The organism is Tenacibaculum sp. A30 (genome assembly GCF_051200845.1).
GTDB lineage: Bacteria > Bacteroidota > Bacteroidia > Flavobacteriales > Flavobacteriaceae > Polaribacter.
Window position 1 is genome coordinate 21700 of the sequence record NZ_CP195160.1, and the last position, 22100, is coordinate 43799.

The 22100-nt window shown below is 31.9% G+C and carries 25 protein-coding genes; 12 read left to right on the plus strand and 13 right to left on the minus strand.

All coding sequences use genetic code 11. The features are described from left to right. Positions 1–81: 81 nt before the first annotated feature. From ACR9ES_RS00070 to ACR9ES_RS00095, 6 genes are all read right to left on the minus strand, one after another. Positions 82–1200, minus strand: a complete 1119-nt coding sequence (locus ACR9ES_RS00070; RefSeq protein WP_435254617.1) for an energy transducer TonB — start codon at positions 1198–1200, stop codon at positions 82–84. 245 nt (positions 1201–1445) lie between these two features. Continuing rightward, entirely contained in the window at positions 1446–2111 is a 666-nt protein-coding gene (locus tag ACR9ES_RS00075) for an energy transducer TonB (protein WP_435254618.1), read from the minus strand. A gap of 192 nt (positions 2112–2303) precedes the next feature. Further along, complete coding sequence (locus ACR9ES_RS00080; RefSeq protein ID WP_435254619.1) at positions 2304–3233, minus strand: peptidylprolyl isomerase; 930 nt, start codon at positions 3231–3233, stop codon at positions 2304–2306. 49 nt (positions 3234–3282) lie between these two features. Continuing rightward, positions 3283–4890 carry a hypothetical protein gene (locus tag ACR9ES_RS00085; protein ID WP_435254620.1) on the minus strand — a complete coding sequence of 536 codons (1608 nt, stop codon included), beginning with the start codon at positions 4888–4890 and terminating at the stop codon, positions 3283–3285. Then, the gene (locus ACR9ES_RS00090; protein WP_435254621.1) at positions 4877–6466 is read right to left on the minus strand and encodes a peptide chain release factor 3; all 1590 of its coding nucleotides are present in this window, start codon (positions 6464–6466) and stop codon (positions 4877–4879) included. The genes ACR9ES_RS00085 and ACR9ES_RS00090 overlap by 14 nt, the downstream gene beginning before the upstream one ends. A 92-nt stretch (positions 6467–6558) precedes the next feature. Continuing rightward, positions 6559–7122 carry a hypothetical protein gene (locus tag ACR9ES_RS00095; RefSeq protein WP_435254622.1) on the minus strand — a complete coding sequence of 188 codons (564 nt, stop codon included), beginning with the start codon at positions 7120–7122 and terminating at the stop codon, positions 6559–6561. Positions 7123–7214: 92 nt separating this feature from the next. Here ACR9ES_RS00095 and idi point away from each other — a divergent pair, with 92 nt between their 5' ends. From idi to ACR9ES_RS00110, 3 genes are read left to right on the plus strand one after another with little or no spacing between them, the layout of a single operon-like run. Next, positions 7215–7736 carry an isopentenyl-diphosphate Delta-isomerase gene (idi, locus tag ACR9ES_RS00100; RefSeq protein WP_299002079.1) on the plus strand — a complete coding sequence of 174 codons (522 nt, stop codon included), beginning with the start codon at positions 7215–7217 and terminating at the stop codon, positions 7734–7736. A 1-nt stretch (position 7737) separates the two neighbouring features. Next, the gene (locus tag ACR9ES_RS00105) at positions 7738–8151 is read left to right on the plus strand and encodes a 6-pyruvoyl trahydropterin synthase family protein (protein ID WP_435254623.1); all 414 of its coding nucleotides are present in this window, start codon (positions 7738–7740) and stop codon (positions 8149–8151) included. Positions 8152–8154: 3 nt separating this feature from the next. Further along, positions 8155–9126: a type I phosphomannose isomerase catalytic subunit gene (locus ACR9ES_RS00110; protein ID WP_435254624.1), complete on the plus strand. Its 972-nt coding sequence runs from the start codon at positions 8155–8157 to the stop codon at positions 9124–9126. Positions 9127–9212: 86 nt separating this feature from the next. Here the strand turns inward: ACR9ES_RS00110 and ACR9ES_RS00115 are convergent, their stop codons facing one another. Beyond that, positions 9213–9563, minus strand: a complete 351-nt coding sequence (locus ACR9ES_RS00115) for a hypothetical protein (RefSeq protein WP_435254625.1) — start codon at positions 9561–9563, stop codon at positions 9213–9215. A 486-nt stretch (positions 9564–10049) separates the two neighbouring features. On the opposite strand from ACR9ES_RS00115, the gene ACR9ES_RS00120 reads away from it, so the two are divergent. From ACR9ES_RS00120 to ACR9ES_RS00135, 4 genes are all read left to right on the plus strand, one after another. Beyond that, positions 10050–10736 (plus strand): HAD family hydrolase, encoded by a 687-nt coding sequence (locus ACR9ES_RS00120; RefSeq protein ID WP_299007708.1) that lies wholly within the window; start codon positions 10050–10052, stop codon positions 10734–10736. Then, positions 10737–11363 carry a CatA-like O-acetyltransferase gene (locus ACR9ES_RS00125; RefSeq protein ID WP_435254626.1) on the plus strand — a complete coding sequence of 209 codons (627 nt, stop codon included), beginning with the start codon at positions 10737–10739 and terminating at the stop codon, positions 11361–11363. Positions 11364–11385: 22 nt separating this feature from the next. Next, positions 11386–11652 (plus strand): hypothetical protein, encoded by a 267-nt coding sequence (locus ACR9ES_RS00130; protein ID WP_435254627.1) that lies wholly within the window; start codon positions 11386–11388, stop codon positions 11650–11652. 138 nt (positions 11653–11790) lie between these two features. Then, a complete protein-coding gene (locus tag ACR9ES_RS00135; protein WP_028891033.1) occupies positions 11791–11991 on the plus strand; it encodes a hypothetical protein in 201 nt (66 codons plus the stop codon). 26 nt (positions 11992–12017) lie between these two features. Here ACR9ES_RS00135 and ACR9ES_RS00140 read toward each other — a convergent pair whose 3' ends face one another. From ACR9ES_RS00140 to ACR9ES_RS00155, 4 genes are all read right to left on the minus strand, one after another. Continuing rightward, positions 12018–12479, minus strand: a complete 462-nt coding sequence (locus tag ACR9ES_RS00140; RefSeq protein ID WP_435254628.1) for a sensor of ECF-type sigma factor — start codon at positions 12477–12479, stop codon at positions 12018–12020. Between the two features lies 1 nt (position 12480). After that, positions 12481–13008 (minus strand): hypothetical protein, encoded by a 528-nt coding sequence (locus ACR9ES_RS00145; protein ID WP_435254629.1) that lies wholly within the window; start codon positions 13006–13008, stop codon positions 12481–12483. A gap of 33 nt (positions 13009–13041) precedes the next feature. Further along, complete coding sequence (locus tag ACR9ES_RS00150; RefSeq protein ID WP_435254630.1) at positions 13042–13587, minus strand: RNA polymerase sigma factor; 546 nt, start codon at positions 13585–13587, stop codon at positions 13042–13044. A gap of 63 nt (positions 13588–13650) precedes the next feature. Continuing rightward, positions 13651–15093: a TonB-dependent receptor gene (locus ACR9ES_RS00155; protein ID WP_435254631.1), complete on the minus strand. Its 1443-nt coding sequence runs from the start codon at positions 15091–15093 to the stop codon at positions 13651–13653. An 81-nt stretch (positions 15094–15174) separates the two neighbouring features. Here ACR9ES_RS00155 and ACR9ES_RS00160 point away from each other — a divergent pair, with 81 nt between their 5' ends. From ACR9ES_RS00160 to ACR9ES_RS00170, 3 genes are all read left to right on the plus strand, one after another. After that, positions 15175–15957 (plus strand): MBL fold metallo-hydrolase, encoded by a 783-nt coding sequence (locus ACR9ES_RS00160; protein WP_435254632.1) that lies wholly within the window; start codon positions 15175–15177, stop codon positions 15955–15957. Positions 15958–16056: 99 nt separating this feature from the next. After that, entirely contained in the window at positions 16057–16815 is a 759-nt protein-coding gene (gene yaaA, locus ACR9ES_RS00165) for a peroxide stress protein YaaA (protein ID WP_435254633.1), read from the plus strand. Continuing rightward, on the plus strand, positions 16816–17454 hold the full coding sequence (locus ACR9ES_RS00170) for a SanA/YdcF family protein (RefSeq protein ID WP_435254634.1): 639 nt from the start codon (positions 16816–16818) through the stop codon (positions 17452–17454). It begins immediately after the preceding gene. Positions 17455–17456: 2 nt separating this feature from the next. On the opposite strand, the gene ACR9ES_RS00175 is transcribed toward ACR9ES_RS00170, so the two are convergent. Together ACR9ES_RS00175 and ACR9ES_RS00180 are read right to left on the minus strand one after the other, a co-directional pair. Next, positions 17457–18881 (minus strand): L-serine ammonia-lyase, encoded by a 1425-nt coding sequence (locus ACR9ES_RS00175; RefSeq protein ID WP_435254635.1) that lies wholly within the window; start codon positions 18879–18881, stop codon positions 17457–17459. Positions 18882–18969: 88 nt separating this feature from the next. After that, positions 18970–19311, minus strand: coding sequence for a DUF2853 family protein (locus ACR9ES_RS00180; RefSeq protein ID WP_274633477.1), 342 nt, complete (start codon positions 19309–19311; stop codon positions 18970–18972). A 207-nt stretch (positions 19312–19518) separates the two neighbouring features. Here ACR9ES_RS00180 and ACR9ES_RS00185 point away from each other — a divergent pair, with 207 nt between their 5' ends. Further along, positions 19519–20889, plus strand: coding sequence for a tetratricopeptide repeat protein (locus ACR9ES_RS00185; protein WP_435254636.1), 1371 nt, complete (start codon positions 19519–19521; stop codon positions 20887–20889). Positions 20890–21097: 208 nt separating this feature from the next. Then, positions 21098–22081: a 6-phosphofructokinase gene (gene pfkA / locus ACR9ES_RS00190; protein WP_435254637.1), complete on the plus strand. Its 984-nt coding sequence runs from the start codon at positions 21098–21100 to the stop codon at positions 22079–22081. Positions 22082–22100 lie beyond the last annotated feature (19 nt).

The window sequence follows — 22100 nt, forward strand, 5'->3', positions numbered from 1 at the left end:
ATTACTTGACCCTTGTAAAATAAAAAAGCTTTAAACATTATGTGTTTAAAGCTTTTTTATTATTTCTATTAGATATATTTCTTATTCGTGTAACTTAAAGTTAATAGGAATATAATATTCTACGTTAGCAGATTTTCCGTTATGTTTAGCAGGAACAAAAGTAGGAAGATTAGCTACCATTTTCTTAGCTTCTTGCTCTAATAACTGTCCGTTTTCGGGCCCTTTCATTTTAATGTTAGATACATCTCCGTTTTTATCGATAATAAAACGAACCCAAACTCTACCTTCAATATTTTGTTCAGCAGCTCCAGCAGGATAGTTAAAGTTTCTCTGAATATGACTAATCATTCTTTCATTAAAACAATTTAACTTTTGCATGTCAGCAACCTTTGTACATGCTTTAAACTGAGGAATACTATGCACTTCAGCAAACTTTACAAAATCTGTAATTTCTTTTTCTTTAACAACTTTAGAAGTGTTGGCTACTGAAGTTCTGTTTACTTTAGAAGTACTAGTATTTGAAGCACCAGGAGCTTTAAAAGTAATAGGAACACCGTATTTTACTTTTACATTCTTTCCGTTGTGCTTACCAGGAATAAACTTAGGAAGATTGTTAATAATTCTACTAGCTTCTTTCTCTAAAGATTCTCCTCCTTCAGGGCCACGCATTAATATGCTTTCTACATCTCCTTGCTCATTAATTGTAAACTGAACCAAAACTCTTCCTTGTACTCCTGCTTCTAAAGCTTCTTGAGGATAGTTAAAGTTTTTGATAATGTGTTTAGTCATGTTGGTTTCAAAACACTTTGCCTGTTTAATCAGAGGTACATGATTACACTTTTCAAATAATGGAATTTCTTCAACTAAGTTAAAAGGTATTTTTTCAATAGTAGAAGAGTTATCTTCAAGTTCTAATTTACCAACAAGCAAAGAGTTCTTTTTAATATCAGCTACTTTTTGAGAAGAATTAATTCCTCCGATAGCAGATACTGCTTCTTTGTTTTTACGAACAACACGCCTTCTTGTTGATACTTCAATAGATAATTGTTTTCCTACGCCATTTTCAGCGTCTTCAACTGCACATTTGGTTATACTGTTTGGATCAGCTACCGTTTCGTCAGGAGTGGTACATACTTCTTGACCAACAGCTGCTAAAGAAAGTAACATAGCAGCCACTACTGAGGGGAGTTTTTTCATCATTGTGCTCTATTTTTAGGGTTTGGTAGGTTAATTTAATGTTAACTAACGCTGTAAATTTAACAAAAAAAACAGTAAAAGCAAAATTATTTTGCATTTACTGTAAGAGAATGATGATTTTAACTCTAAAAAAGTAGGTTTACCTTTTAGGAAATAAAACTATAAGAGAATTTGAATTAGATATGTATAACCAGAAATAGGCAGCTTAGTCATTCAACTTAAAGTCCAATTTTTTGTTGCAAGTCCAGTTAATTTAGTATTAGGTTTATAGGAAAAGAGTAGGTTACATCTACAGGAATTCCTTGTTCTTTACCTGCTGAAAACTGAGGTAGTTTATTAATAATTCTATTAACTTCATTTTCAATAACTTTGCTTGGTTTAGAGCTAGCTACTTGAATATTTTTAGGGTTTCCGTAAACATCAATTGTAAATTGAATTAAAATTCTACCGCGAATACCTTCTTGTGAAAAAACTTCAGGATAATAATTTTTTGAAAAATGCTTTTGCATATTATCCTTAAAGCATTTTTTAGCTTCTTGTCCTGCGCTAATTTCACAGTTAGGAAATAATGGAACTTCTTCTACAACTGAAAATAACACCTCTTTTGTTTGAGGTGTTAATGTATTTTTTAAGGTTAGGTCATTATCGGTTGTAATAATAGTTACATTAGAATTAGCATTAAGATTGGATTGGTTTTCTTGAACTTGTTTTCTTACTTTTTTAATTCTGTTTCTAGCAGTAAATGTTTTAGTTTCCTTTTGAGGTAACTTCTTAGTCTCATCAATAATGTCGCATTTGTCAATGCTAATTATATTCAAATCAATTGTATTGTCTTCTGGGGTAGTACAAACTTCTTGAGAAAAGATTGTTAAAGAAGTAGTAAAAAATACTATTAAAAGTAATGTTGTTTTCATAATTGATTAAGGAGTAGTTTGTGTGCTGTAAAAGTCATTTTTTTTCACGGCTTACTGCTTAAGGAATTATGATAAATACATTAAATAAAGTTCTTTTTAATGTTATGAATGTTAATTAAATATAAACACTTTTTGAAATAAAAAAGCCCCTTCAAAAGAAAGAAGAGGCTTAAAGTTTTGTTTAATAGACGTTTATTTTACGTCCATTAACTCAACATCAAAAATTAAGGTTGCATTAGGAGGAATAACACCACCAGCACCTTGTGAACCATATGCTAAATCAGAAGGAATTACCAAACGAGCTTTGTCACCTACTTTTAATAATTGAATTCCTTCATCCCAACCAGCAATTACTTGACCAACGCCGATAGCAAAATCGATAGGTTGCTTACGTTTGTATGAAGAATCAAATACTGTACCGTCTAATAATTGACCTTTATAGTGTACAGAAACCATAGCTCCTTTAGTAGCTTGTTTTCCATCTCCGTTTTGTAAGATCTTATAACGTAAACCACTTGGAGTTTCATCATATCCAGCAGCTACTTGATCTAATAATTCTTTTTGACGTGCTTTCGCTTCTGCTTCACGTTTTTCACGAGCTCCTTCAAAAGTTCTAAAAGCTTCAACAGCATTCCATTTTTCAGCAGCATCACCAACACGGATAATTTCTACATCCATAGTATCTTCTTGCTCAACAGCATCAACAACATCTTGTCCTTCAATAACACTACCAAAAACAGTGTGTTTACCGTCTAACCAAGGAGTAGCAACGTGTGTAATAAAGAATTGAGAACCGTTTGTTCCAGGTCCTGCGTTTGCCATTGATAATTTCCCTGGAGCGTCGTGCTTTAATTCAGGGTGAATTTCATCATCAAATTTATAACCAGGGTTTCCAGTTCCAGTTCCTTGTGGGCAACCACCTTGAATCATAAAATCAGCAATTACACGGTGGAATTTTAATCCGTTATAATAAGGCGTTCCTTGTGGTTTTGCTGAGTTTTCTAAGTTTCCTTCTGCTAAAGCAACAAAGTTACCTACAGTTCCAGGAGTTTTTTCGTATTCTAAGTTTACTAAAATATCACCTTTTGGAGTGGTAAACTTTGCATAAATTCCGTTATCCATTTTTCTCTTATTTATATATGAAACTACTTTTTCCGAAGAAAAAGCAAAGTTAGTTCTTTACAGACAAAGTTGAAAGGTTAAAGCTTAAACCTATGTTAATATTGTTTGAGTTTACATTGCCGAAAGGAGAATAATATCTACCTCCTGATGCAATTATAGAAACTTGATTTGTTACATCGTAACTTAATCCAAGAGTAGGGCGCGTAATGATTCCTTCATCAGTATCTATACCAGCACCTCCACCAGCACCTGCCATGATTTCTAAAAACCCTCTCATTTTATCATTAAAAAAACGAGGACTGTAAATACCTCCACCTACTAATCCGTGAGCATAACCACCTGAGCGACCATCGTAGGCAAAACCTGCTTCACCAGCAATATATAACCATTTGTTTAGATCGTAGTTTATTTTTAAACCGATTAATTGTAAATCTATAGCGTATCTATTATCAGGTGGATCGAATTTAGCAACATCAAAGTAAGTTTGATTTTGTACTTCAAAACGTAAACCTTGCGTGTGATAAATAGTATTTTCTTTGGAAGAAGTTCCACCGTTCAATCCAAAATATTTCAGGCCAAAACCATAGGTGTAGGCTTCTAAATCACCAGCTATTGCACGATAATATCCACCATGACCACTAATGGCAATGTTTTTAAATAGTTTTAAGTCAATTCCGGCAGAAGGATAAATCATCAATCCACCTTCAGGAGCCACACGACCACCAGCTGCACCAACTCCTAACTTCCCGAAAATATTGATGTATTTTGATTGATATGGATGATATCCTGCACCTACAAATAGATCCATAAAACCAGCACGTAGGCCTTTGTAAATAGCATCGGTATGAGCAAATAAGAAGGTGTTTTCATTCAAATATTTTTGATATTCAAAACCGATGACATATAATGTTTCATTAAGATCATCACCGTTATCTTTTTTTGAATTCCCGATAGGTTTAAAGAAATCAAAACGTACTTGTTGTGCATTTTTTACCGCAGGTTTACTCCAGAAATTATCAGAAGAAAGATTGTCTGTTGCAAATTTTTGATGCGCTTTATCATAATCGGTAAAACGTAAAATACTAGGTATTTCTACAAAGAAAGAAATCGAATTACTCTTAATTTCTCCAGAATAAAAATTAACGTGACTGTATTGTATTCCGAAGGAGTAATCGTTCTTTTTATATTGTAAACCGATATTCGGATTGATAAATCCACCATCATTTACCAAGTAACGATATCCGCCACCGCCACCAAAATGGAAGTTAGCATCTACGTATAAATTTTTATTTAATTGTTTGTTGATTCCTACTTCTGCGCCTAAGGTAAACAAGCCTCCTTGATCACCTGTTACCGCAAAATGAAAAGCAGCTCCACCATATAACCAATCGTTGAAAGGAATTTGATAGTGCAAACCAGTTAATCCCATTGTTGGTTTTAGGTTTGGAAACTTATCCGTAGGCATTTCAACAGGAATAAAATTCAAACGAACTTTATTGTGTAACTCTTTTCCTTGTAAACTCGATAAATTCTCTTGACCGTATGTGAGAAAAGAGAATAGAGAGAGGAGAAAAGAGAGAAGAGACGTTGTATAAAATCTCTTTCTCGCTTCTTGTTTCTTGTTTCTCGTGTCTTTGATGTGTTTATGAAAACTCACTAGTGAAATGTAATTTTACAGATGGATATTTACTCTGCGTCATTTGAATAGTAAACGGAGAATCTGCTAAAAATACTAACTGACCTTGTTTATCTTTTGCTAAATAACGTTGCTTTACACGTTTGAATTCTTTGAATTCTTCATTTTTAGGGTCTTCTGGTTCAACCCAACAAGCTTTGTGTACTGCAATATTTTCATACGAACATTTAGCTCCGTATTCGTGCTCTAAACGATATTGAATTACTTCATATTGTAAAGCACCCACAGTTCCTACAATCTTACGTCCGTTCATTTCCATGGTAAATAACTGCGCAACTCCTTCATCCATTAACTGATCTAAACCTTTGTATAATTGTTTAGCTTTCATAGGGTCGGCATTGTTTACATAACGGAAATGTTCTGGAGAGAAACTAGGAATTCCTTTAAAGTTTAATTGCTCTCCTTCAGTTAACGTATCTCCAATTTTGAAGCTCCCAGTATCGTGTAAACCAACAATGTCTCCTGGGAAAGATTCTTCTACAATCTCTTTCTTTTCAGCAAAAAAGGCATTCGGACTAGAGAATTTTACTTTTTTACCGTTACGAACATGTAGGTAAGGAGTGTTTCTCTTAAAAGTTCCTGATACAATCTTTACAAACGCTAAACGATCACGGTGTTTTGGATCCATGTTTGCGTGGATTTTAAATACAAATCCTGTTAGTTTTTCTTCTTTAGAATCTACTAAACGTTCTTCCGCTTGTTTTGGCTGTGGATTTGGAGCAATATCAATAAAACAATCTAATAATTCTTTTACACCAAAATTATTTAAAGCAGAACCGAAAAACACAGGTTGGAGCGAACCGCTCAGGTAATCATTTTGATTAAAATCAGGGTATACTTCATTTACTAACTCTAGTTCTTCACGAAGTGTGTTTGCGGCTTTTTCTCCAACAATTTTATCTAGTTCAGGATTGTCGATGTCGTCAAATTCAACACCTTCAGAAATTGTTTGTTTATTGTCTCCAGAAAAGATGTTTAATTTCTTTCCCCAAATGTTATAGATTCCTTTAAAATCGTATCCCATTCCAATAGGGAAACTCAACGGAGTAACTTTTAATCCTAATTTTTGCTCAACTTCATCTAATAAATCAAAAGCATCTTTACCCTCACGATCTAATTTGTTAATGAAAACAATCATCGGGATTTTTCGCATACGACAAACCTCTACTAATTTTTCGGTTTGTTCCTCAACCCCTTTAGCAACGTCAATCACCACTATAACACTATCAACCGCAGTTAAAGTTCTAAAAGTATCTTCAGCGAAATCCTTGTGACCAGGGGTGTCAAGAATATTGATTTTTTTGTCTTTATAAATGAAAGCTAATACAGAGGTAGCAACCGAGATACCACGTTGGCGCTCAATTTCCATAAAATCGGAAGTAGCTCCTTTTTTTATTTTATTATTCTTAACAGCTCCCGCTTCTTGAATCGCTCCACCAAAAAGTAATAATTTTTCAGTTAAGGTAGTTTTACCAGCATCGGGGTGTGATATAATTCCGAATGTACGTCTCTTCTGTATTTCTTCTAAAAAACTCATCTATAAATTTTAAGGTTGCAAAAATAAGATTTTAAAAAAGAAGAATAAAGAAAATGAAGTAAAGAAAAAGACCTCGTACAGAGGTCTTTAAATTATTTTGTATAGGTTAAGTATATGGTTCCTTTGAATTTGGTGTTTGTGACACCTAAGTTAACATCTTCTGGAGTAGAAATATTTTCTTCAAAGTTAGCCTTAAGTTCTAATTTATTTTCATCAAAATAAATAATTTGGGCTGACAATTGTCCTGTAAAAAAATCATTTTCAAAATTAAAAAACAACGTATTATCGCTTAAAGACCATTCGGTTTTAATGCTAGGGTCTGCAGTAACTATTTCTGTTTGAGTACCAGAAGATATTGCTGTTTTCACTTGAAGTTCCATATTAAAAGAACCACTGTCGTATGATTCATTTGGGTTTTGTGAAAAGGTAGTTGTTGCATTGTTAAAGTCTTTAGCCTTGACTTCAAAGCTACCAGAAATATCTCCGTTACTTACTGTAGACATGGTGAATTTACCATCTTTAGAATAAAAGTCAACTAAACTCCAAGTGCCAACAATATCACTTTCAGTAGCTAAAGGTAAGTTAGAGCTTTCATTGTCGCTACAAGCAGTTAAGAAGAAGCTAAGAATAAAAATAACATAAATAAATTTTCTCATTATATACAATTTTAGATGTTATAGCAATAATAACAAAATATTAAGAGTTAATAAAACAATAATGCTAAATTTGCTTTTCGTATATTTTTAAGATGAAAGAACACGTTATTTTAGTTGATGAACAAGATAATCCGATAGGATTAATGGAAAAAATTGAAGCACACGAAAAAGCTTTGTTACACAGAGCATTTTCAGTATTTGTTTTTAATGAAAAGAATGAATTGATGTTGCAACAGCGAGCAGCTGAAAAGTATCATTCTCCTTTGTTATGGACGAATACGTGTTGTTCGCATCAGCGTGATGGGGAGTCGAATATTGAAGCTGGAAAACGTAGATTAAAAGAAGAAATGGGGTTTTCATGTGAATTAGAAGAACTATTTTCTTTCATTTACAAAGCTCCGTTTGATAATGGGTTAACAGAACATGAATTAGACCATGTAATGATTGGTAGATTTAACGACGAACCTATTATAAACCCTGAAGAAGTAGCGTCATATAAGTGGATGCCTTTGGAAGAGGTAAAAAGCGATATAGAAAATCATCCAGAGAAATATACTGCTTGGTTCAAAATTATTTTTAAAGAATCTTATAATAAAATAGCTAAGTTTATTTAATATGCCAAAAATTACTGTACATAGAAAGGCACATTTTAATGCTGCACACCGCTTGTTCAATCCTAATTGGTCAGATGAAAAAAACTTTGAGGTATTTGGTAAGTGTAGCAATCCTAATTATCATGGGCATAATTATGAGTTAATCGTTTCGTTAACTGGTGAAATTGATAAAGAAACAGGTTATGTGTACGATTTAGGAAAGCTTAAAGATTTGATAAAAATAAAAGTAGAAGATGTTTTAGATCATAAAAACTTAAATGTAGAAGTTGAGGAATTTAAAAATGTTAATCCTACAGCAGAAAATATATCAGTAGTAATATATAATAAGTTACGTGTAAGTATTCCAGAACACTTAGATTTAGAAGTTACATTATACGAAACACCTAGAAATTACGTAACTTATAGAGGCGCTTAATTTATGATAGACCAATTACTACGATTTACCCCAATTTTAAAACAAAAAATATGGGGAGGAAAAAAACTGAACCAGCTGCTTCATAAAGATGCTACAGGCGATAATATAGGTGAAAGCTGGGAGATTTCTGATGTTGACGGAGATGAATCTGTCATAAGCAACGGTAGTTTAAAGGGTAAAACTCTAAGAGAAGTCTTAAAAGCATACAAGCACGACTTAGTCGGAAATTATGTTTATAAAACTTTTGGAAATGAGTTTCCTTTGTTAATAAAGTTTATTGACGCTAAAGAGGTGCTGAGTATTCAAGTGCACCCTGATGATGATTTAGCAGGAATTCAAGATTCTTTTGGAAAAACCGAAATGTGGTATGTTGTTCAAGCAGATAAAGATGCCAATATTATTATCGGATTTAAAAATGACGCAACTAAACAAGAGTATTTACATCATTTAGAAAACAAATCTTTGCTTGATATTTTAAATGTAGATGAAGTAAGCAAAGGCGATGTGTATTTTGTTCCACCTGGAAGAGTACATGCTATCGGAGCTGGTTTACTAATTGCAGAAATTCAGCAAACATCTGATATTACATACAGGATTTACGATTGGGATAGAAAAGATATTGATGGTAATTACAGAGAATTGCATACTGAAAAAGCATTGAAAACAATAGATTTTACAGCTAAGGATTCTTATAAAACACCTTATTTAAAAGAAAGTAATGTGTCGAATCAAGTAGTTACATGTCCGTATTTTACTACAAATATTCTTCCTATAAAAGGAAAGAAAGAAGTTTGTTTTTCTGAAAAAGATAGCTTTATAATTTATATGTGTGTAGAAGGAGAAGTTGTTTTTAATTATAAAAATCAACAAGAAATAGTAAGAAAGGGAGAAACTATTTTGATACCAGCATGTATTGATAAAGTTGAAATTGTATCAGAAAACTCTTCGGAGTTACTAGAAACGTTTATTCAATAAAAAATAAGCTTAAGGTAGCATTACCCTAAGCTTATAACAAACCAGACTAACTTAATAATGGATTGATTTTAGAATCATCCAAATCATTAAGAAGCTTCTTTCACAGTATAGCTAAATACAGCTTTACAGATAATATCTTGTTTCTTTTCTTCTTTTTTTGATACTGTTATGTTTAAAACAACTTCAGTAGTACTCAATTTTTTTACGTTGTTTTTAATGATAAGTTTATCATTTAAATAAGCATTTTCTAGAAGATCGAAATCAATGCTTTTAAAACTCAAGTTAGATGAGTTTTTGTGTAAACTAAGTGAAGATTGAAGATTAGACTCAATCTTGTCAAATAAGATAGAAGTCTTTAATACTTTGTTTTTGCTAACTTGTTTTTTGTTAACAACAAACTGATTCTTTATGTCTTGTGTGTTATTTAATGATTTCATGATAATTAAGGGTTAAGTATTAGTAATTCAGGATCTCTGTAAAACGGGTTTTGTACTGAGTACATTATTACAGTTGAGGCTACGTGTTTTCTAATTGAATTTCGGTACTTAAAAGTGTTCATAATGATTAAAATTTAAAATGTTAATAAATAAAAAAAGGTGCTTTTTGTAAAAAGCACCTTTGTAAGTTTATAGTAAAAATTGATTATTTAAAATCGATGTTTAAGCTTATTGTTTTGGGTGCTTTTGGTTACATATACGAATTGTTTACGCATGTGGGCTGTATACGAAATCGAATTGACCGTGTTAAAAATAAACGTATATGTGCGTAAAAGCGCCTTCATGATGATCCAAAAGTAGTAAAACTTTTTAAAGATTACACAAAACAGCGAATTAATTACTGTTAAAACTTTGTAAATCTACTAGTTGTAAACGTTTAGTTAGCGTAGTTTAAATATGTATCTTTGATGTATAATTTTATTATTTATGAATAACATTAAAGTAATATCTTTTGATGCTGATGACACACTTTGGGTTAACGAAACCTATTTTCGTGATGCCGAAGATGATTTCGCAAAACTGTTGTCAGATTATGAAACTGAAAACAAAATCCATCAAGAATTATTTAAAAAAGAAATAGAAAACCTTAAAATTTACGGGTATGGTGTAAAAGGTTTTATGCTATCAATGGTTGAGTGTGCTTTAGAAATTTCTAACTATAAAATAGCTCCGAAAACTATGGAAGGAATTCTTGAAATAGGAAAAGAGATGTTAGAAAAACCTATAGAGCTACTAGATGGAGTAGAAGAGGTGTTAGAAGAATTACACGGGAAGTATAAGTTAATTGTAGCTACCAAAGGTGATTTGTTAGATCAAGAACGCAAGTTGGCTAAATCAGGAATTTTAAAATATTTTCACCATACAGAAGTAATGAGTGAAAAGAAAAAAGCCGATTATAAAAAATTAGTAAAACGATTAGATATTAATCCGTCAGAGTTTTTAATGATAGGAAACTCATTAAAGTCAGATGTATTACCTTTAATAGAAATTGGAGCAACAGCAATCCATGTTCCGTTTCATACAACATGGGCACACGAAGAAGTGAGTGAAGAACAAAAATCAGATGATTACAAAACAGTATCTAGTATTACAGATGTATTAAAGTTTTTATAGATGAAGTATTTAGATATAGAAAACTGGAACAGAAAACAGCTTTTTGAACATTTTAGAACTATGGCAGATCCAACTTTTGGATTGGTAGCCGATTTAGAAGTATCTAAAACATATCAATCAGCTAAAGAAAAAGGAGAATCATTTTTTGTTAGATACTTACATGCCTGTATGAAAGCTATAAATTCAGTTGAGAATTTAAAATATAGGATAGAAGATGGTAAAATTGTTATTTATGATGTAATCAATGCATCAACAACAATTGCAAGAGCAGATACAACATTTGCTTTTTCTTATTTTGATTATTCAGAAGATTTCAAAACTTTTAATCAAAATTATATAGAAGAAAAAGAACGAATACAAAACACAACAGATTTATTACCTCCAAGATATTCATTAGGGTGCATACATTCTTCGGCAATTCCTTGGGTTAGTTTTACAGGACATAAAGAACCTTTTTCTGGTAATAAGGATACTAGTGTACCTCAACTAGCTTTTGGAAAGCTTAAAGAAGAAAACGATAAAATGTTGCTTCCAGTAGCTATTAATGTAAATCATGCTTTAGTAGATGGATACCATGTTGGGCAGTTTTTTGAAAAATTTCAGCAAGAATTAGATAAAATCGATTAATTTTGCACCAAAATTTATAATTATGTCAAGCGTAAAAAATTTAAAGAAAGATATCAACTATACATTAGGAGACATTATCAGTATCTGTCAAATAGCTACAGAGTTAAACCCTGAAGTTAAAAAAGAAGATGCTAATGCTATTGTTGACGAAGTTATCGTAACTTTTGATGAGTTAATAGCAAAAGTAAATGCAAAGAATGTTGAAAATAAAAAAGCACATTACAAAGCTGTAAGTGCTGAATTAGAGACTAGAGCAAACGCTTTAATAGAGAAAGTAAACAACTTATAAGAGGTTATTATAAGTGATGAATTTTGAAAGCGAGACAAGAGGGTCTCGCTTTTTTTTTTGAGAAATTTTAACACCTCTAAAGAATATAATTTTGTAAATTACGTTCAGATATAAAACAACTTTAACCCCAATAAAGATATGGCAAGAGCTATGTATGAGTACACGAAAACTGTACTTCAAAAGGTTAGTTTTAACGCTGATTTATTTTGTAAAGAGCTAGAAAAAGCTTTAGGAAGATTACTTCCTTATGAAATAGATGAACTAACCATTTGGCTAAGACAATTTACAGCGAATAAACCTGATTTATACGTTTGTTTAGCTTTAGTAGATAAAAAGTAAAAAGGGAGGCAAAATTGCCTCCCTTTTTATTTTTTTGCTTCTTTGTTTTCACCTTTAAGCTTTCGTATAAGTTTGCGGTGGAATTCGTATTCGGCAACTTCAAGACGAAGTATTTTCTTGTAAGGTAGAATTTTAATAAGTTTAGAATAAAACTCATTTTTTGTTTCGTATTGTTCTTTAGAAACCGCGTTGATTCTTTCGATTATTTGTTTAGATTCACTCTCAGATAAATTATCGATACCGCCATCGGCCATAATTCTTTTTTTAATGCTGCGTCGTTCTTCTCTATGCAGTTGCATCATTTCTTTATCGTACACATTGTATAAAGGCCAAAATTTTTCGGCTTCTTTTTCTGTTAAATCTAACTTTTCAGTAAGGAAAGCTACTTTGAATGCATGAATTTTTTCTGAATCTCCTTTTTTTGTTTGGGCTTGAATAACCAAGCTACTTAAGAGTAAAAAAAAGAATAATAGTATGTTTTTTTTCATCTTATTCTATATCGTTTAAGGGTGTTGTAGTATCAAGTATGTAATTTTCTAGGCTTTCATCGCTAATAGAAGCGAATAAGTCTTCTTCAATATCAGAAGTATTTATAGCTGCAGCTAGTTCTTCTGTATAGGTTTCTCCATATCCATTTTCATACCAAGACTCGATATCGGTAATGGTAATATCATCAAAAGTTGTTTTTTGAGTATTAAAATAACTAATTCCGATAAAAAGCAATACTGAAGCTGCCGCTGTCATAGGTATGTATTGTAAAAATCGTTTTTTAAGTGAAATAATTTTTACTTCTTTTGATTCTTCAATAGTTAATTTTGAAAGAATTGAATCGTCTACAGTTTCAAAATAATTACTAGGAGTTGCAAACGTTTTTTCTTTTGGTAAACTATCAATAAAAGCAGAAGCAGTAAGGTTTTCTTCCACTTCTTGAAAATAATTTTCAGGAGTAGAAAAACCAGTATTCTTACCTACTTTTTGGTTTAAAAAATCTATTGTATGTTTTAACTCTTTGTTCATTACTTCTGTAAGACTATGTTTTAGTTAAAAGGTTTAATTATAGTTTTTTATAAATTGTTCAATCTTTTTAACAGCGATGTGATATGAGGCTTTTAAAGCGCCCACAGAGGTTTCTAAAACATCAGAAATTTCTTCATATTTCATCTCTTCAAAATACTTCATATTAAAAACTAACTGTTGCTTTTGAGGTAGCGTAGCAATTGCTTTTTGTAAAATTAGTTGTACCTCGTCACCTGTAAATAATAGGTCACTGTCTAAGCTTGAAACCAGCTGTTGTTGGTAGTCATTAATATCAATATTTTTTTCTTTCGCTTTTTTATTGATAAAAGTGATGGCTTCATTGGTTGCAATTCGATACATCCAAGAGTATAGTTTACTATCTCTTTTGAAGTTATCTATATTTTTAAAAATCTTAATAAAGGTGTTTTGTAATACATCATCGGCATCATCGTGAGAAATTACAATCTTTCGGATATGCCAATACAATCGCTCTTTATATTGCGATAGTAAGTGCCTAAAAGCAGTCTCTTTTGTTTTAGACTGCTGCAATTGATCTATAAGAGTAATTTCGTCAATCAACTAAGATAGTTTAGCTGTTAGACTTTAAAGATAGTAAAAGGTTTAAAAAGGTAACTAATTCGCTTAATCTTTTCTTTTAGTACAACCGAATAAACGTTTTTCTTTAATAGTTTCAGAAACGCCTTTAGGAAGCATTTCTTCCCATCCATCTTCATTGTTCTTAATCATTTTAAGTACTTTTCTAGAGAAAATATGTAAGATTTCAGGATCATATTCTTTAATATCAATAAGTCGACCATTGTTTTTAAAGAATTTATATAGCTCTTTCATTCTAGGATGCACCATTAAGTTTTCACTAGTAATGAATTCACCTGTATCTTTATCTTTATAAGGATACATATATACTTTAAGGTCGCGATAAAATAATTTACCAAAGGCTTCAAGAATACCTCCACTTAAATCACGGTAGTATTTCTCATCAAATATTTGAATAAGGTTGTTAACGCCCATGGCTAATCCCATACGTTCTTTGGTAAACTCACTAAAGTATTCTACTAATCTAAAATACTCTTGATAGTTTGTAATCATTACATTCAAACCTAAAGAACACAGTAATTCAGCTCTGTCTAAGAAATCACGTTCATTAATTTCTCCTTCAGCACGAAGGTTACTTAGTGTAATTTCAAAAATTATTTTTGTTTTTTCTGGATCTACTTTTTTCTCTTCGAAGAATAATTGTTTAGAGCGTTCAAACATATCCATGTTAACTTTAGTAACAGGACGGTAACTACCACGTAGAGCTAAAATATTCTTCTTGTAAAGTACTTGAGCAGGTAGCATGTTGTTTCCATCAGGACCAAACATAACGGCATTGGTCATGCCGTTTTTAACAAGTTGTAAACTCATTAAACGATTGTCTACGTACATAAATCGAGGTCCAGAGAAATTAATCATGTCAATTTCTAAGCGATCCTTATCAATATTATCATAAAAAGACTTTAATAAATCTTTAGGGTTATCGTTTAAGTAGTAAGCTCCATAAATAAGGTTAACACCTAACACACCAAGTGTTTCTTGTTGTTGACGAGCGTCAGTTTCTTTGAAACGAAGGTGTAAAACAATTTCATTATAATCCTCTAAAGGGTCTAATTGAAAACGAATTCCAACCCAACCATGACCTTTAAACTTTTTGGAGAAGTTAATGGTTGCTACTGTGTTGGCGTAACTAAAAAATAGTTTATCAGGATGTTTTTGACGGGTAAGACGCTCCTCAATCAAATCCATTTCATGTTTTAACATCTTTTTTAATCGAGGTTCCGTAACATAACGGTTGTCTTTTTCTATACCGTAAATAGCATCAGAGAAATCTTTATCATACGCACTCATAGCTTTTGCTATGGTTCCTGAAGCACCACCAGCCCTAAAAAAGTTACGAACAGTTTCTTGACCAGCACCAATTTCAGCAAAAGTTCCATAAATGTGAGCGTTTAAATTGATTTTTAACGCTTTCATTGTCGTAGTTGGTACCGTATTTATTTTTTGATCTCCTTTTAACGTAATTGCCATTTTCTAGTTTTTTGTTACGTATTACAAATGTACTGAAATTAGGAACGAACAGATAATTTTTGTCGTACTTTTGTAGGAGAAATGAAGAAAAATAATCAATTAAAAATTACTTTTTTGGGAACAGGAACTTCTACGGGAGTTCCGATGATTGCAAGCAAACATCTAGTAGCTTTATCTAGAAATCCGAAAGATAAACGGTTACGTTCATCTATCTTAGTATCTTGGAACGATATCAATTATGTAATTGATTGCGGACCTGATTTTCGTCAACAAATGATAAGGGAAGAAGTAGCATCTATTAACGGAATTTTATTTACTCACGAACACGCCGATCATATTGCAGGATTGGATGAAATTCGTCCGTATTGTTTCCAAATGGGAGCTGTTCCAATTTATTTATTAGAACGAGTTTTAAATGTTTTAAAAAAGCGCTATGATTATGTTTTTGCTACAGAAAACAGGTATCCAAGTGCACCAAGTGTGGCGCCAACAGTTATTTCACATCGAGAAAATTTTATGTTGGATGGAGTAGAGGTGATTCCTATTGAAGTGATGCATGGTGATTTACCAATTTTAGGATATCGTTTTAACGATGTAGCTTATATTACAGACATCAAAACAATTTCTGAAGAAGAAAAAAAGAAGTTAGAAAATTTAGATGTTTTAATTGTTACAGGTTTACGTAAAGAACCACACAATACACATTTTAATATAGAAGAGTCTATACAGTTTATTGAAGAGATAAAACCCAAAAGAACTTATTTAACACATATTAGTGAGCTATTAGGTTTGCATGACGAGGTACAAAAAGAATTGCCTGAAAATGTATTTTTAGCTTATGATGGATTGAAAATTAATAGTTAAAAGACAATTTAATTTATCAATACCAGTATCAATATTAATTACTCAAAGTAATTGATGATTTTAAAATTGCTTCTTATTTTTACCCTAAATATTTATTGAATGAAGATTATTATTTCACCTGCCAAATCGTTAGACTTTGAAAACAAGGCAACGACAAATGTTTATACACAACCAAGATTTTTAGAGCAATCCGAAAAGTTAAATAAGAAACTAAAAACTATTTCTAGAAAAAAACTAGGAGAGTTAATGAAAATTTCTGATGATTTAGCGAGTTTGAATTATGATAGAAACCAAGAATGGCAACCACCTTTTACACTTGATAATGCAAAGCAAGCCGTTTTCTCTTTTACCGGTGAAGTGTATAGAGGTATTGATGTAAACTCTCTTTCAGAAGATAAAATTCCTGCATTGCAGGATAAATTAAGAATCTTATCAGGATTATACGGATTGTTAAAACCGTTGGATTTAATTCAGCCATATCGCTTAGAAATGGGAACTAAATTAAAAGTAGGAAGAGCGGACAATTTGTATAAATTTTGGGATACTACTTTGGCAGAGTCTTTAAATGAAGAATTGGATGATAACGAGTTGTTAATCAATTTAGCAAGTTCAGAATATTTTAAAGCGCTTCCTAAAAAAGCGTTGAAAGTACCAATGATTACTCCTGTATTTAAAGATTTTAAAAACGGACAGTACAAAACCATCATGACCTTTGCTAAAAAAGCACGTGGATTAATGGTACGTTATATAATTGATAATAACATTGAAACATTAGAAGAATTAAAAGGTTTTGATGTAGAGGGTTATGGATTTTCTCAAGAAATGTCTACCGAAACCGAATTGGTATTTACAAGATAGATGAAACGAAAAAAAAATGCTAGGTTTTTTCTTATTGTAAGCTTGCTAATCGTAGCTGTAATTTATTTTTCTAATAGTATTATTGAAAATAAAGCAGAAGGAAAACTATTTAATTCTACAGAAAACATCCCTAAAAACAAAGTAGGATTGCTACTGGGAACAGTAAAGTATCTTTCTGATGGTAGAATAAATTTATACTATCAATTTCGATTGGATGCAGCTGTAGAATTATATAAAGCAGGAAAAATTGACTTTATCCTAGTAAGTGGGGATAATGGCTCTAAGGGATATGATGAACCTACCGATTTTAAAAATGATTTGATTGAAGCAGGAATCCCTGAAAATATAATCTATTTAGATTACGCTGGGTTTAGAACGTTAGATTCGGTAGTACGAGTTAAAGAAGTTTTCGGACAATTTTCAATAACAATCATTTCTCAACAATTTCACAACGAAAGAGCTTTGTATTTAGCTCAACATTTTGATATTGATGCAGTAGGTTTCAATGCTAAAGGGGTTTCAGGAAAAAAAGCGTTAAAGGTTCAGTTAAGAGAATACCTAGCTAGAGTAAAGGTGTTTGTAGATATTCTCTTAGGTGTTGATCCTAAATTTTTAGGAGAACCAATTGAGATTGTATAAGGTTAACAATCTGCTAAACGTACCGTAACTGCTAAACCTCCTTCTGAAGTTTCTTTGTAGTTTCGGTTCATGTCTTTGGCAGTTTCCCACATGGTATCAATAACTTTATCTAAAGGAACCTTAGATTCTTTTGGATTGGTTTCTAAAGCTAACTCAGCAGCATTAATTGCTTTAATAGCTCCCATAGCATTCCGTTCAATACAAGGAATTTGTACTAATCCACCAATTGGGTCACAAGTAAGCCCTAAATGATGCTCCATTGCTATTTCAGCAGCGACTAAACATTGTGATGGTGTTCCTCCTAACAATTCGGTTAAAGCAGCAGCAGCCATGGCAGAAGATACGCCAATTTCTGCTTGACAACCACCCATAGCAGCTGATATTGTAGCATTTTTCTTAAAAATACTACCTATTTCCCCAGCGACTAATAAGAATTTTTTAACGTGTTCAAAATCTGCTTCATGGTTTTCAATTACTAAATAGTACATTAAAACAGCAGGAATTACACCAGCACTTCCATTGGTTGGAGCAGTAACGACTCTTCCTAATGCGGCATTTACTTCGTTTACTGATAAAGCTAAACAACTTACCCATTTTAAAATTTCACGGAACTTAACTTCTGTACTTCGAATAGCTGTTATCCATTCCTGTTGATTGGTATATTCAGCATCTTTTATTAATTTTTGATGTGTCTCGAAAGCACGTCGCTTCACATTTAATCCACCAGGTAAAGTACCTTTTGTATGACAACCAATGTACATGCATTCAAGCATTGTATTCCAAATACGATGTAGTTCTTTGTCAATATCTTCCGCAGAATTAATGACCAATTCATTTTGATAAACAATGTCTGAAATGTTTAAATTTTCTCTTTCGCAATAAGCTTCCAGCTCTGTAGCTCTGTTTACTGGAAAAGGGAAGTTTTGTTTGTTAATTTCAATATCTTCTGCTAAATGATCATCTTCTTGCACAATAAAACCACCACCAATAGAGTAGTAGGTTTCAGTAGAGATTTCTTCACCTTGAGCATAACCTCTAAAAGTCATTCCGTTAGCATGAAAAGGAAGAAATTCTCGGTTGAATTTTACAGAACCTTTAAAAAATGGAATATTTCTTTCGTTATTAAAAAACAACTGCTCTTTATTTTGAATGTCACTGATAATAACATCAATACTTTCAATAGGAACATATTCTGGGTCAGCACCACTTAATCCTAATAAAACGGCTAAGTCTGTCGCATGTCCTTTTCCTGTTAATGAAAGAGAACCATACAAGTCTACTTTGACTTCTTCAATTAAAAGAAATTCGTTTGTTTCTTTTAATTTTTGTATCCATTGTTGGGCTGCTCTCCAAGGACCTAAAGTGTGTGAACTCGAAGGTCCTACACCAATTTTAAGCATGTCAAAAACACTAATAAATTGCGACATAAGTATAAGTTGTTTGTTGGTGGCTAAAATAAAAAAATCCTGTATTCAAAAATAAATACAGGATTTAATTTTTATACAAAAAGAGGTGTTACATTCCGTAAACAGACTCTTTGTCAAATTTCTTAACTAACATGTAGTACACTACTGCACGGTATTTGTTTCTTTCTGATCTACCGATTCTTTCCATTACTTCATCAATGGCTTTGTCTAAAGCAGGACTATCGTCTAATCCTAACTTTTTCATTAAGAAGTTTTTCTTTACAGTTTCTAATTCTTTAGCGTCGGTACCAGATACAGTTTCTGCGTCTTTTTTGTAAATAGAAGGTCCTAAACCTTTAGTTACAGCAGTTAATAAATCGGTGTTTGAACGGATATCTCTATCGTCCATAAATTTCTTATAAAGTGCTACTTTTTCGTCAAATTTACTCATGATTTTTTGTTTAAAATTAGATGTTAAATTCTCTTGAATTTTTTAATTCTTTCAAATATAGAAAAATAATTGGTTCTTTCAAATATCTTAGAGTTAATAAGCAGTTAACGTATATTTTGTTAATTAAATTGTTGAAAACAATTAGTTTTTTTGTTAGAAGGGTATTGTTCTTGCAGTAACTTTAATGTGAATTCAAATCTTTAGCCTATGTCATTATCAAAATTTGAATCTATGTTGAAAACCAATGAAGTATATTTTTTTGATGCAGTCGAGTTTGAAACAATCGTTGAGCATTATTTAAATATAGGAAAGCAATCATTGGCTAAAAAGGCAGTACAACTAGGGTTGGAACAGCATCCTTCTTCAATTCAATTAAAATTAATGAAAGTAGAAATTTTAATTTTTGAAGATAAATTGCCAGAAGCAATCAAGATGCTATCTAACATAGAAGCGGTAGAACCTCATAACGACGAGGTGTTTATTCAGAAGGCTATTATCTTATCTAAAAAGAAAAAACATACCGAAGCGATAGCAATTTTAAAAGAGTCTTTACAATATATTGAAGATCCTGCTGATATCTGGTCTATGATTGGTATGGAGTATTTGTATCTTGATGATTTTGAAAATGCACGTTTAAACTTTGCAAAATGTATTGAGGTAGATTATGAGGATTATTCTTCGTTATACAATATTATGTATTGTTTTGATATGGAAGAGAACCATGAAGACGCAATAAAGTTTTTAAATGCATATATAGATAAAAATCCATATTGTGAAGTAGCGTGGCATCAATTAGGAAAGCAATATTTTGAGTTAGGAATGTTTAAAGAAGCATTAACGGCTTTTGATTATGCAGTACTTATTGATGATAGTTTTATAGGAGGATATTTAGAAAAAGCAAAAACCTTAGAAGAGTTAAAACGTTATGAAGAAGCTATAGAGAATTATTCGGTAACCTTAGAGCTAGATGATCCAACAGCGTATGCTTATGTAAGAATAGGGGAGTGTTACGAAAAGCTAGACAATATTAATGCAGCCATTAGTTTTTATAAAAAAGCAGTACATGAAGATCCGTTGTTAGATCGCGGTTGGATTTTGTTAACGAATGCTTGTTATAATCAAGAAAATTATCAAAAAGCGTTACACTACATTAATAAAGCAATTCAAATAGACGAAGGAAATGTATTGTATTGGAGGCGCTATGGTGATATTAATTTAAAGCTAGGTTTTTTTGAAGAAGCGGTAAAAGCTTTCAATACAAGTTTGGCTCTTGGTGATAGAGAAATTGAAATTTATGTAGCACTAGCAGATATTCTGTTATTTTTAGGTGAGTTTAATGAAGCTTTAAGTACTTTAATAAAAGCTAAAAAAACGTATAAAGAATTTGCTGAAATTGAGTACAGACTTTGTGGTTTGTTCATGATTTTAGGAAAAGAAGACTACAGTTTAACTCACTTGCAAAATGCTTTAGAAATCGATTTTGAGTATCATACCATCATAAAAGAGTTGTATCCTACAGTTTTTGATAATGAAAAAGTACAAGAAGTTGTTTCTAAATACAATAAAGCAATACAGTAAATAAAAGGTATTTATTTTTAAAAATATAAGAGTCGGTTTTTTAACTGGCTCTTTTTTATTGTAGTAGCAAAAGGTTATAGTTGATTTCGTTTGTTGACTAAAAGTAACCAAATAAAATGCAGCGTTAAATTTCAATTAAAAAGCTACAATGAATTTCCTATTTTTAACTTAAAAATGACTAAAATTGAGTAAATTTGATATTCGTTTTATGAGAAAAATTAAAAAAATAGCAGTGATGACTTCTGGAGGAGATTCTCCAGGAATGAATGCCGCAATTCGATCAGTTGTGAGAACTTGTGCTTATTACCATACCGATTGTATGGGGATTTATAGAGGATATCAAGGATTGATTGAAGGTGATTTAGTAACACTAACGGCACGAAGTGTAAACAATATCATTCACAAAGGAGGAACGATTTTAAAATCGGCACGATCTAAAGATTTTAGAACCAAAGAAGGAAGACAAAAAGCCTATGAAAATTTACAAAAACACAATGTAGATGCTTTGGTAGTTATTGGTGGGGATGGTTCTTTTACTGGAGGAGTATTGTTTAACAAAGAGTTTAACTTTCCAATTATTGGAATTCCAGGTACTATTGATAACGATATTTCTGGAACAAGCCATACACTTGGTTACGACACGGCGTTAAATACAGCTGTTGAAGCTATAGATAAAATTAGAGATACAGCATCGTCTCATAACCGTCTTTTCTTTGTGGAAGTGATGGGGCGTGATGCAGGTTTTATAGCGTTAAATGCAGGAGTTGGAGCAGGAGCAGAAGAAATTTTAATTCCTGAAGAAGATTTAGGGCTAGAAAGAATGTTAGAATCTCTAAAGAAGAGTAGAAGGTCAGGGAAATCGTCAAGTATCGTAGTAGTTTCCGAAGGAGATAAAACAGGAAAAAATGTATTTGAATTAGCTGATTATGTGGAAGAAAACTTACCTGAATATGAAGTAAGAGTTTCTGTGCTAGGACACATGCAACGTGGAGGATCTCCATCGTGTTTTGATAGAGTTTTAGCAAGTAGATTAGGGGTAAGTGCGGTAGAGTTGTTGTTAGATGGTAAAACGAACCTTATGGTTGGTTTGAAAGATAATAAAGTAATTGCGACAGATTTAGAAAAAGCAATTAAAGGAGCGCATAAAATAGACACTGAATTATTACGAGTGTCTGATATTATGACTACGTAAATGAGTATATAAAATTAAA

Bases quoted from the DNA above. Each gene is read 5' to 3' on its own strand.
- ACR9ES_RS00070 (WP_435254617.1), bottom strand. From the start codon at position 1,200: ATGATGAAAAAACTCCCCTCAGTAGTGGCTGCTATGTTACTTTCTTTA.
- ACR9ES_RS00075 (WP_435254618.1), bottom strand. From the start codon at position 2,111: ATGAAAACAACATTACTTTTAATAGTATTTTTTACTACTTCTTTAACA.
- ACR9ES_RS00080 (WP_435254619.1), bottom strand. From the start codon at position 3,233: ATGGATAACGGAATTTATGCAAAGTTTACCACTCCAAAAGGTGATATT.
- ACR9ES_RS00090 (WP_435254621.1), bottom strand. From the start codon at position 6,466: ATGAGTTTTTTAGAAGAAATACAGAAGAGACGTACATTCGGAATTATA.
- ACR9ES_RS00095 (WP_435254622.1), bottom strand. From the start codon at position 7,122: ATGAGAAAATTTATTTATGTTATTTTTATTCTTAGCTTCTTCTTAACT.
- idi (WP_299002079.1), top strand. From the start codon at position 7,215: ATGAAAGAACACGTTATTTTAGTTGATGAACAAGATAATCCGATAGGA.
- ACR9ES_RS00105 (WP_435254623.1), top strand. From the start codon at position 7,738: ATGCCAAAAATTACTGTACATAGAAAGGCACATTTTAATGCTGCACAC.
- ACR9ES_RS00110 (WP_435254624.1), top strand. From the start codon at position 8,155: ATGATAGACCAATTACTACGATTTACCCCAATTTTAAAACAAAAAATA.
- ACR9ES_RS00115 (WP_435254625.1), bottom strand. From the start codon at position 9,563: ATGAAATCATTAAATAACACACAAGACATAAAGAATCAGTTTGTTGTT.
- ACR9ES_RS00120 (WP_299007708.1), top strand. From the start codon at position 10,050: ATGAATAACATTAAAGTAATATCTTTTGATGCTGATGACACACTTTGG.
- ACR9ES_RS00125 (WP_435254626.1), top strand. From the start codon at position 10,737: ATGAAGTATTTAGATATAGAAAACTGGAACAGAAAACAGCTTTTTGAA.
- ACR9ES_RS00130 (WP_435254627.1), top strand. From the start codon at position 11,386: ATGTCAAGCGTAAAAAATTTAAAGAAAGATATCAACTATACATTAGGA.
- ACR9ES_RS00135 (WP_028891033.1), top strand. From the start codon at position 11,791: ATGGCAAGAGCTATGTATGAGTACACGAAAACTGTACTTCAAAAGGTT.
- ACR9ES_RS00140 (WP_435254628.1), bottom strand. From the start codon at position 12,479: ATGAAAAAAAACATACTATTATTCTTTTTTTTACTCTTAAGTAGCTTG.
- ACR9ES_RS00145 (WP_435254629.1), bottom strand. From the start codon at position 13,008: ATGAACAAAGAGTTAAAACATACAATAGATTTTTTAAACCAAAAAGTA.
- ACR9ES_RS00155 (WP_435254631.1), bottom strand. From the start codon at position 15,093: ATGGCAATTACGTTAAAAGGAGATCAAAAAATAAATACGGTACCAACT.
- ACR9ES_RS00160 (WP_435254632.1), top strand. From the start codon at position 15,175: ATGAAGAAAAATAATCAATTAAAAATTACTTTTTTGGGAACAGGAACT.
- yaaA (WP_435254633.1), top strand. From the start codon at position 16,057: ATGAAGATTATTATTTCACCTGCCAAATCGTTAGACTTTGAAAACAAG.
- ACR9ES_RS00170 (WP_435254634.1), top strand. From the start codon at position 16,816: ATGAAACGAAAAAAAAATGCTAGGTTTTTTCTTATTGTAAGCTTGCTA.
- ACR9ES_RS00175 (WP_435254635.1), bottom strand. From the start codon at position 18,881: ATGTCGCAATTTATTAGTGTTTTTGACATGCTTAAAATTGGTGTAGGA.
- ACR9ES_RS00180 (WP_274633477.1), bottom strand. From the start codon at position 19,311: ATGAGTAAATTTGACGAAAAAGTAGCACTTTATAAGAAATTTATGGAC.
- ACR9ES_RS00185 (WP_435254636.1), top strand. From the start codon at position 19,519: ATGTCATTATCAAAATTTGAATCTATGTTGAAAACCAATGAAGTATAT.
- pfkA (WP_435254637.1), top strand. From the start codon at position 21,098: ATGAGAAAAATTAAAAAAATAGCAGTGATGACTTCTGGAGGAGATTCT.